The sequence below is a fragment of the Mesorhizobium sp. M0983 genome, from assembly GCF_040318975.1.
Lineage (GTDB): Bacteria > Pseudomonadota > Alphaproteobacteria > Rhizobiales > Rhizobiaceae > Mesorhizobium.
Genome location: NZ_JAMYNH010000028.1, coordinates 44,228 through 53,669, shown reverse-complemented (window position 1 = coordinate 53,669; position 9,442 = coordinate 44,228). Strand labels below are relative to the sequence as shown.

Below are 9,442 nucleotides of genomic sequence, written 5' to 3'. Positions count from 1 at the left end.
AATCGGTGATTGCAACGTCACCACCGTGCCATGGCCGCTCGCCCTTCAGAGCAAGCGCCGTTCTCTCTCCAAAACTTTTTGCAGAACCTTCAGGACACTATCCGCCTAACCGGCCGCAACGTATGGCAATCCGGGCTGACCCGACGAAAGAAGGAGTAGGTCTCGGCCATTCCCGTGTCCGAGCCCAGAAAAGTTACTGGTTTCCTTACGGGCGCGATACAAAGGGCACAGGCTGGACTTGGCTGGCGGGGGCGGGGCTTGTCGACCGCTCGATCGAAAGTGAGAGACGAGGAGGAGAATCACCGACCTGCAGAGCGGCAAGGCGCTCGCCTACCTCCCTGTCAGTCACCGTTAGCCGATGGTTTAGACGAAGATAGTCCGTCCATGTCGGCGTGCGGAATGTCTCGGTCCAAAGAGTCGAGTTCTGAAGATCGCGCTGGAGGGTCCAGTCCCGCGCACCGGCACGGCTCTGAACGCGCCGCCTTTCGCGCATGCAGCTCAGAAATTCCTCGATATTCTCCTCGGGTATCGAGTACTCCACCTTGATCACGATCGGGCCGCTCCTGGGCTTCAAATCGAGGGCCAGTTCTGGTGGCCTGAAGTCGAAGGCCCCTTGATCCGATTCCTCCCATAGCCGTACCGGCAATAGCTTTCCCACAGCTGCAACCAGCAACAGCGCCGCTGCAGCACCTTCCAAAGCCCACGTCAGGGAATAGTACTGCGCGACAGCACCCCAGATCCAGCTGCCCGCTGCCATGCCGCCGTAGGTCAGGGCGTAATAGATCGACAGGGTGCGACCAACGACCCACCTTGGGCTTGCCAACTGCACACACACGTCGGTTCCGGTCCAGGTGACAACCCAGCCTGCGCCAGCGATTGCAAGCGCGATCGCTGCTACGGCCACCGATGATGTGAGAGCCAGTAAAAGGCAACACGTTGCGCAAGCAACGGACGCGAGCGTGATCAATCGATTTTGGGACGTGATGCGTCGCAAGTAGCTATTGCCAATGCCCGCGATGAAGGCGCCTGTGCCGAAGCCGGCTAACAGGACGCCGTAAACAATTGGCCCGCCCGCCAGTTGGTCGCGAACCACGAGGGGGAGCAGAGCAAGGATCGAGATGCTTGACAGCCCGAACAGGGTTGCGCGCACGATCGCCACTCTGATCTCAGAGGAGATTGCCGTGAAGCGCATGCCATCATGAATGGCCGTCGTCATCCGCTCGCGCGGAAGAGGCGAAGAGCGAACTTGCCACTTGGAGCGCAGCACAGCGCTCAACGGGACCAGGTCGGTCAGCGCAGCGAAGGCGAAAGCCGTAAGGGGGCCCAGCAAAGCCAAAATTACACCGCCCAGCGCCGGTCCTATGCTCCGAACCACGTTGTACCCCACCGACATCAGCGTCACTGCAGCGGGTATGTCGCGCTTTTCCAGGATGTCGCCGACCGAGGCGTGCCAGGCTGGATCATTCAAGGCAAAGCCGCATCCCGCCAAGAAACACAGTCCCAAGATCAGCCATGGACTGACAAAGCCCAGTCCAACAGAGAGAGCCAGCGCCGTGGATGCCAGTGCGATCAGGCAATGTCCGGCAAGCATCACGCCGCGGCGGCTGAAGCTGTCTGCAATCGCTCCAGCAAGGATCGACAAGAAGAAGGCGGGCAGTGTCGATGCAGCCTGCACGAGCGCAACCATCAGATCGGAGGCTGAAATCGTTGCCATAAGCCAGCTTATAGCCACGCTCTGCACCAGCCAGCCAAGGCTGGATATCTGCGTGGCTGTCCAGATCGAACGAAAGACCGGATTCTGAAGAGGGATCAGTGTGTTTGCCGCAAAGGGCGGGGAATCTTGACGCCGCATGACTTCTCACCTCCACCACGTAGTTCTTTCACTCACTCACTTGCTGACAGCGGTGCGCTTACGCACAGCTGCGTCACAACCAAGTTCCGATATCGCGCTCGCAACAAAGTAGATGTCGCATCCACGGTGCTGATGCGCGATGAGTGTGCCAGTTGGGCGTCAGCTGGTCTGGGTCGCGCAGCCCGATGGGGTGCGGTCTGCCCTGCGACTCTTGGCCTTGGACGGTGCTACCGCCCCGATGGCCGGGTTGTCAAACTGCCACTGTGCTAGCAGCGCCCATCCCATCCTGACAGGCATGAGCATACGACGCAGTGCATCGCTGGTATCGGAGGCGGGTGCAAGATCAAGGGTGGCATCGTCTTGACAAGTACGAGCTGGTGGGCGCCTTTGCCCGACCTACACATCGGCGATTCATGGGGCCGCCGTTCAACTCGTTGGTCTATGCGCAAAAAAACATAATACGCTTGTAAAAGACGTTTCGTGCCGGCGCAGGCGCCGAGGAGGGCGCGGAAGCCTTCACCATCGTCATCCCGCCACCGAACGTCACCGGCTCGCTGCATATGGGTCATGCGCTCAACAACACGCTGCAGGACATTCTGGCGCGCTTCGAGCGCATGCGCGGCAAGAATGTCCTTTGGCAGCCGGGCATGGATCATGCCGGGATCGCCACACAGATGGTGGTCGAGCGCCAGCTGATGGAGAAGCAGATCCACCGCCGCAACCTGACGCGCGATGAGCTCATCGAGACCGGCGGCGCGATCCTCATCAGTTGAAGCGGCTGGGCGCCTCGGCCGACTGGAGCCGGGAGCGTTTCACCATGGACGAGGGCCTGTCCAGGGCGGTGCTCGAAGTGTTCGTGACGCTCTACAAGGAAGGGCTGATCTACAAGGACAAGCGCCTTGTGAACTGGGACCCGAAGCTGTTGACCGCCATCTCGGATCTCGAGGTCGAGCAGCAGGAAGTCAACGGCAACCTCTGGCACTTCCGCTATCCGGTCGAAGGCAAGACCTTCGATCCGGAAAATCCGAAAACCTTCATCACCGTTGCGACGACCCGCCCCGAGACGATGCTGGGCGATACGGCTGTCGCAGTCCACCCCGACGACGAGCGTTTCCGGCATCTCGTCGGCAAGAACCTCATCCTGCCGATCGTCGGCCGCAAGATCCCGGTGGTGGCGGACGAGTATTCCGATCCCGAAAAAGGCAGCGGTGCGGTCAAGATCACGCCGGCGCATGACTTCAACGATTTTGAGGTCGGCAGGCGCCATAAGTTGCCGGCGATCAATATTCTCACCGTAGAGGCGGCGGTCACCCTCACGGACAATGACGACTTTCTCGCCGGGCTGGAGGTGACGCCGGAGCGCCAGGCGGTCTGGGACGAGCTCGACGGTCTCGACCGTTTAGTCGCGCACAAGAAGATCGCCGAGCTGATACCGGCGGTTTCCTCGAAAAGGTCGAGCCGCATCGCCAGGCCTGAAGCGGCGGTTGCGGCGATCCTGAACAAGGTGCGGTCTCTCCGCGCCAACGCATCCGACACCGAGATTTTCGATCGAAATCTAAGCATCGTCGAAGATGCTTTGCCTGATCTAGGCGCCCAACCGTAGCAGGCCGCATTGCTGCGCCAGCCGCCACGTAAAGCGCTGCCAGAGTTCTTGCACCCGCGTCATTCGGCTGCCGCTTTGAAGGTTCCGCCTAGGGCCTGCATCAGATCATCGATAATGTCCTGAGGATGCTCAAGTCCCACTGACATTCGCAGTAATCCGCCTGGCGCCTTGGACTTGGCACCCTCGACGGATGCGCGATGCTCAATCAGAGAGTGGGTCCCGCCAAGGCTTGTCGCCCGGGCAACAACCTCGAGGCGGCCGGCCACGGCCATCGCAGCATCGGCTCCGCCTTTGACGATAAAGGATAGCATCGCTCCGTAATGGCTCATTTGCCGCTTAGCGAGATCGTGTCCCGGATCAGTTTGCAGGCCAGGAAAAAGTACTTTTTCGACACGCGGATGAGACGCCAAAGCCTCAGCAACCTTCTGGGCGCCTTCGCAATGCGCGCGCATGCGTACCGACAATGTCTGCAGGCCCCGCAATGCCAGCCAACAGTCGAATGGCGCTGCGACGCTGCCCTTGTGTTTCTGGACCATCCGCAGTGGGCGACCGAAGGGTGACGAGTGCGGGACAATGACGACGCCCGCCATCAAGTCCGAGTGGCCGCCGATGTACTTTGTCGCCGAGTGCATAACCGCGTCCGCCCCAACTTCGAGGGGCCGTTGAAGCACTGGAGTTGCCCACGTGTTGTCCACTACGGCCAAGGCGCCAGCCTCGTGCGCGATTTTGCAGATGGCCGAAATGTCGACAACCCGGATCATCGGGTTTGACGGCGTCTCGACCCAGACGAGGCCAGTCCGCTTCGACGTGACCGCGGCGCGCACGGCATCCAGATCGCGCATGTCGACGGCCGCAAAGTCGAAGCGAGACCCAATGTCGGTCTCGTCAATCAGCGAACGAATGCCGAAATACATGTCATCCGGCAGAACGATCCGACCCGTCGACGGATGGCTCTCAAAGACTGCAGCGATTGCAGCCATGCCCGACGCGAAGGCAATGCCATCTTCTCCGCCCTCGAGCGCGGCCATGGCCATTTCGAACGCGTTGCGTGTCGGATTTCCATCCCGGGTGTATTCGAATCCGGAAGGAAACGAGCCGTCGACGCTACGTTGGAATGTCGTGCTGGTGTTCAGCGGCAGGGACACCGCCCCCGTGGAAGCGTCGACAGCTCGGCCGCAATGGATCGCCTTTGTTTCAAAACGCATCGGTCATTTCCTCGCTAACGGGGCAGTTGCACAATTTCAGGCCGGTCATTATATTGACCGTAATAAGTGAGCCGAGGCACTAAGTCAATATAATGACCGATGTTACGACAGCGTTGGACCCCGAGCGGGTGCTTGGCCAAGCGATAGCGGTTCGGATCCGACAATTGAGGCGCGACCAAAACCTGACCCTGGATCGACTGGCAAAACTGAGCGGCTTATCCAAGGGAACCGTCGTCACGCTGGAGCAAGGCAAGGCGAACCCCAGCATCGGCATACTTTGCCGACTGGCGGCGGCGTTTTCGCTTTCGGTGGCCGATTTGTTGAATGACCATCCTTCCACAGTTCGCCTTCCTATTGAGCGGACAGAGGCGAGGACGCTTTGGACAAGCGCTAAAGGAAGCTTTGCACAACTTCATTCATCGATCTCGGGACGAACGATGTTCGAACTGTGGAGCTGGGCCATCATGCCGGGCGACGTGTTTTCCGCAGATGCTCATAGTCCGGATACGCGCGAGTTGATCTCGGTGACTCAGGGGTCCCTAAGTGTAGTGGTGGGTACCCACGCAGTAATTTTGAGCCAAGGCGAGAGTGTGCGGCTTGTCACTGACCAACCGCACTCATACGCGGCGGCATCTGATCTGCCTGCCCACTTCTCGATGGCAGTTCTTGAGCGTGGTGGACAGCGAGATCCGGGGCCCTCTTCGCCGGCATCGAAGATGCCCGGGCTCGTTCCGCAAGACACCGCCGCTCGCTAACGACCGCCCATTCGCGACAGGAGATCCACCGTTGTACGCTCCGCCCCATTTTGCCGTCCCGATCACAACACCCTGCTTGACCATCGAGAGACATCCGCTCGGTATCCTGGTCACCCACAGCAAAGGCACACTCGACGCGAACCACATTCCCTTCGAGCTTGACGGCTCGAAGGGAGACAAAGGCGTCCTCAATTGCCATGTTGCACGCAAAAAATCGAGTCTGGGAGGAAGTTGCCAATGGCGATGAAGTCCTCGTTATCTTCCCTGCGGCCGACGCTTACATCTCGCCGAACTGGTATCCAAGCAAGCATGAATTCCATAAGCAGGTGCCGACGTGGAACTGTCTCGTCGTCCACGCCCCACGGACGCATCACTGTCCGGGATGATGAGCGCTATGTGCGCCGTAACGTGGCGAAGCTCACTCAGATGCATGAAGCCTCGCAGCCTGCCCCGTGGAAGATGGGCGACGCGCCGAAGGACTTCATTGACACGATGGTTAAAGGCGATCGCCGCCCTGGAAATCGAGATCACCGGCCTGGTTGGTAAATCAAAACTCAGCCAGAACAAAGAGGTGCGCGACATTCAGAACGCTGGTGAAATGCTGAATGCCCGAGGCGTCAATGGGATGGGAGAAGCGATGCTCGCGGCTGCGGCGGCCAAATCCCAATAGCATCTATCTTGTCCCGACAAGCCGCTGGTGCTGGATTTCCAAGGGGTGAACCTTGAGAGACAAATGCTTCGGCTCGCCGGAAACGCGACCAGCACCTGACCACCCGCTATGCGGCAGATGGACAAGAACTCAGGCCGCCATCGCCAGCCAGATCCGCAATGCCGCCGGATCGATGGAAGCTGCTTACCCCGCGAGCCTTTCCGGTCACGTCGCCTGCTTCGTCAATACCTCGAACAGCAGCCTGGCGCTTAAACCGAGTTGCGTGTTCGGTATGGCGGCATAGCGGTTTCGAGATCGGAGCCGACTGGCAGCGAACGCCACGCCCCACGGTGGCGATGCCTCGCAGCCAGGTTGGATGACCAAGCAGCTGGGATGTTCGGCAGGCTTGCACCCGCTTCAGATGCGAGACGGGTCAAGACGATCATCCTGCACAACGTCACGCGGCGGTGGGCCGGTTCCGAAAAGGGCCGGCCCCGGCCATTCATACAAGTGGAGTTGGGGGCGCGGGGCCGGGTCAAGCCTATCGGGTCGGACCCGCCGGGACAGCGCGTACATCATCCTGGCAACGCCAGGCGCTCGTCCGGCGTCATGCGGGCTTCGGCTTGGCGCGCCGAATGTCTGGACCGGCATCGCGGAGCATGGCGCACCCCATGCTGCCCCTGGCCAGATCGCAAATGACGCACGGCTTGTTCGTAACCGTTCGGCCAAGGTCGGCCAAGGCCGCGGTGGCTATGATTTCGGGCGATGGTTTCTGCGGTAGGTTTGGGCGGTGCGTGGCCCGCAGCCCTGCGCGCGTCGACGATATGCCGAAGGTTGTTGATGCCGTCTTCGGTGAAGACGACGGTAGGTTCGCTTAATTCGGATGCGGGATAGTCGTCATAGCGGCCTGGTGACGTCTCGTGGACGGATGGCCTCAGGACTTCTCGCGCATCGGTTCTTCTCGGCTTCTCGCCCGCAATCGCCATTGCCGCAATCCAGAGCAAGGTGGCTTTGGTCAGCTCCGGCGGATCAATACGGCTTAGGACGCGCATGTGTTTTTAGCGGCCGGATGAGCGGCTCCAGAAGCGAAGTCGCTGCCATGACTGTCGCCGGAAGCCCCGGCTATGCCGAACCCTGATGAACATCTGACGCGATGGCGACTTTCGAGCCGTCCACGCCACAAAGGAGGAACGGCTATGAAGGCTGGGCGGCGGCACTTTCATTCTCAGGCGCCGCTCTATGCCACCTTCCGGCCAAGCGCAGTTGGCACAAATCTTGAACCTCTCTTTGCGCGGCGGCAGGAGCTGCAATCGCACGTTCGGCCTCACGCAATGAAAGACCGGTCACGATTGCCATGATGCACAGGCTTGCCATGCGCTTCCGCTGCATTTTGCGGGGCCGTGAATTGGACAAGCTCGACCACCTGGATCGACGATGCCGTCAACGCCGGGCTCGTCGCCATCACGCGTTTCGCTCGGGTCCTACGCCGTGACATTGACGCCGTTCGCAATGCCATTGAATTTCCGTGGAGCAACGGCCAGGCGGAAAGGCAGATCAACCGCCTGAAGACGATCAACGATCACCACACAAAGTGAGGAAGAACCTCGTTAAGTGCAAAGCGACATTGCCTCGACAGCGGGTCCCGGAAGGTTTATGCTGCCCAGTGTTACCGCAATCCGGAATGGCGATGAGTACCTTCACGAGTGAAGGGATTCCCGCGGTCTTAGAGATGAGTTGTCGAATGGCGCGAAGTCGCACAGAATCGTGTGTTTGATATCGATCAGGATCGCGAGCTATTTCAGGCGCAGAGAGGTCTTGCGCCCGATGCACAAGTTGCTCCCGGTCCAACGGAAGTGAATGGGGTGGAACTGCTTTGTCGGCCAAATTGTTGACGGAACGTCCGGCGCCCATTGTTGCTACATGTCTGGATTCTTGGGGCAATTTGGATGATGCAATCCACCATCTCACTCCAAAGGGGAGTGGAATCTGGAACAATGTCGCTTTTGTACGCACGACATCCTTCGCGCCCGATTGGCATATTGTCTTTAACTCTGCTTCTCTTTTTGGGCTCCCTGTTGATATCGAGGCGAGCCCAAACAGGATAATTTTTGCAATCGGCGAACCGCCGACGAAAGCTCATCGCGCATTTCATGAAGGGCAGGGGAAAAATACTATCATCCTGACGTCTGACGCAGAGCTGGCTGCTCGGCAGAATGCAGGGCGCCGATTCGTATTGTCTCCACCTATCACTCGGTCTTGGTCTGTAAACAAGACATATGACCAACTTCTGGTCAGCGAAGTCGTGGACAAGCCGCTTCGGCTCTCATGGATTACCAGTAACATCGCCCTGCTTAAAGGGCATCGATATCGGCTGGCGTTTCTGGAACGGCTGAGAGAGGAGCTCGATTTTGACCTGTTCGGCCGAGGTTTTCGGCTGATTGGAGATAAATGGAACGCACTCGCACCTTACCGTTACAGTATAGCTTTCGAGAATACTCGTGCTGATTACTATTTTACAGAGAAGCTTATGGACTGCTTCGTTGCTGAAACAATGCCGATCTATTACGGCAGCCCGGCAATCACGAGGTTCTTCCCTTCGGACTCAATGGTTCTGATTGACCCAGAGGACAAGAACGTAATCCAAAAAATTCAAGGAATCATCAACTCGGACCTGTGGAAGGAGCGTCGCGGCGCAATACTAGAGGCGAAGCGGTTGGTTCTCGAGAAATACAATACGTTTGCTTATCTCGCGGGCTTCATCGAAAGCGTTCAGGATAAACCGTTACCGCCGGAAGTTATACACATCGGTTCGCCTGCGGTCGATTTTGGGAGAGACGCATGAAGTACTCCAACGCTCGCTTCGCGTGCCCGGCGGTTGGTGGTCTGGCGAGATCGGTACGGAACGCTCGGCGGAGAATGCCTACCTGCGCAGACGGGCCGGCAGGGCGCACGAGGTCATGCGCCCCCGGCCGCCGCTGATCAGACGAACTGGGGAAGGCCAGGAACGGAATTGAGGACCTCGTCCACGAGTTCGTCGCCGGCATGTTCCTTGGCGAAGGCGATCGTCTCGTTGGCGAGGGCGGCGATGTTTAGAATGCTGAGACCCTCACTCATCAATTGCTGGCCGAGCCCAATGAGGCCGCCTCCGTCGTCTGGGTCGTCGCCATGATACTTCGCCACTAATTCCGAAGCTCCGGGAATGGCCTCGATCATGCGCGCAACGGGACCGTCGGCCGCGTGGCGTTGCAGGAAACCCAGCATTAACCCAACGGCCTTCTCTGCGAGAGCCGGGCCGATGCCGGCACCAGTGGCGATGCGCGATAAGAATTCTTCCATGGCAGGGTTCCTCTCTCTTTAATGAGGTTTACACGGGGCCGG

General features: G+C 59.2%; 9 protein-coding genes and 2 pseudogenes. 8 read left to right on the top strand and 3 right to left on the bottom strand.

Annotation, left to right across the window (positions count from 1 at the left end; all coding sequences use genetic code 11):
- Positions 1–205: 205 nt before the first annotated feature.
- Positions 206–1,852, bottom strand: coding sequence for an MFS transporter (locus NKH71_RS29595; protein ID WP_352706942.1), 1,647 nt, complete (start codon positions 1,850–1,852; stop codon positions 206–208).
- A 476-nt stretch (positions 1,853–2,328) separates the two neighbouring features.
- On the opposite strand from NKH71_RS29595, the pseudogene NKH71_RS29590 reads away from it, so the two are divergent.
- Positions 2,329–3,325 (top strand): annotated as a pseudogene (locus tag NKH71_RS29590) (class I tRNA ligase family protein); the annotation flags it as partial.
- 189 nt (positions 3,326–3,514) lie between these two features.
- On the opposite strand, the gene NKH71_RS29585 reads toward NKH71_RS29590, so the two are convergent.
- Entirely contained in the window at positions 3,515–4,660 is a 1,146-nt protein-coding gene (locus tag NKH71_RS29585; RefSeq protein WP_352895740.1) for a trans-sulfuration enzyme family protein, read from the bottom strand.
- A gap of 92 nt (positions 4,661–4,752) precedes the next feature.
- Between NKH71_RS29585 and NKH71_RS29580 the strand changes: the two genes are divergently transcribed.
- The 7 genes and pseudogenes from NKH71_RS29580 (at position 4,753) to NKH71_RS29550 (ending at position 8,906) form a co-directional block, all read left to right on the top strand.
- A complete protein-coding gene (locus tag NKH71_RS29580) occupies positions 4,753–5,415 on the top strand; it encodes a helix-turn-helix domain-containing protein (RefSeq protein ID WP_352706947.1) in 663 nt (220 codons plus the stop codon).
- A complete protein-coding gene (locus tag NKH71_RS29575; RefSeq protein WP_352895754.1) occupies positions 5,333–5,662 on the top strand; it encodes an FMN-binding negative transcriptional regulator in 330 nt (109 codons plus the stop codon). Before NKH71_RS29580 ends, NKH71_RS29575 begins: the two co-directional genes overlap by 83 nt.
- Entirely contained in the window at positions 5,613–5,801 is a 189-nt protein-coding gene (locus NKH71_RS29570; RefSeq protein WP_352706952.1) for an FMN-binding negative transcriptional regulator, read from the top strand. The genes NKH71_RS29575 and NKH71_RS29570 overlap by 50 nt, the downstream gene beginning before the upstream one ends.
- A complete protein-coding gene (locus NKH71_RS29565; protein WP_352706955.1) occupies positions 5,725–5,961 on the top strand; it encodes an FMN-binding negative transcriptional regulator in 237 nt (78 codons plus the stop codon). Before NKH71_RS29570 ends, NKH71_RS29565 begins: the two co-directional genes overlap by 77 nt.
- Positions 5,900–6,085 carry a hypothetical protein gene (locus NKH71_RS29560; protein ID WP_352707076.1) on the top strand — a complete coding sequence of 62 codons (186 nt, stop codon included), beginning with the start codon at positions 5,900–5,902 and terminating at the stop codon, positions 6,083–6,085. Before NKH71_RS29565 ends, NKH71_RS29560 begins: the two co-directional genes overlap by 62 nt.
- Before the next feature lie 1,336 nt (positions 6,086–7,421).
- Positions 7,422–7,638 (top strand): annotated as a pseudogene (locus tag NKH71_RS29555) (transposase); the annotation flags it as partial.
- A gap of 299 nt (positions 7,639–7,937) precedes the next feature.
- Positions 7,938–8,906, top strand: coding sequence for a glycosyltransferase family 10 domain-containing protein (locus tag NKH71_RS29550; RefSeq protein ID WP_198030557.1), 969 nt, complete (start codon positions 7,938–7,940; stop codon positions 8,904–8,906).
- 137 nt (positions 8,907–9,043) lie between these two features.
- Here the strand turns inward: NKH71_RS29550 and NKH71_RS29545 are convergent, their stop codons facing one another.
- The gene (locus NKH71_RS29545; RefSeq protein ID WP_023722001.1) at positions 9,044–9,400 is read right to left on the bottom strand and encodes a hypothetical protein; all 357 of its coding nucleotides are present in this window, start codon (positions 9,398–9,400) and stop codon (positions 9,044–9,046) included.
- Positions 9,401–9,442 lie beyond the last annotated feature (42 nt).

Excerpts from the sequence above, each read along its gene's own strand:
- NKH71_RS29595 (WP_352706942.1), bottom strand. The coding sequence starts at position 1,852 with ATGCGGCGTCAAGATTCCCCGCCCTTTGCGGCAAACACACTGATCCCT.
- NKH71_RS29585 (WP_352895740.1), bottom strand. The coding sequence starts at position 4,660 with ATGCGTTTTGAAACAAAGGCGATCCATTGCGGCCGAGCTGTCGACGCT.
- NKH71_RS29580 (WP_352706947.1), top strand. The coding sequence starts at position 4,753 with ATGACCGATGTTACGACAGCGTTGGACCCCGAGCGGGTGCTTGGCCAA.
- NKH71_RS29570 (WP_352706952.1), top strand. The coding sequence starts at position 5,613 with ATGTTGCACGCAAAAAATCGAGTCTGGGAGGAAGTTGCCAATGGCGAT.
- NKH71_RS29565 (WP_352706955.1), top strand. The coding sequence starts at position 5,725 with ATGAATTCCATAAGCAGGTGCCGACGTGGAACTGTCTCGTCGTCCACG.
- NKH71_RS29545 (WP_023722001.1), bottom strand. The coding sequence starts at position 9,400 with ATGGAAGAATTCTTATCGCGCATCGCCACTGGTGCCGGCATCGGCCCG.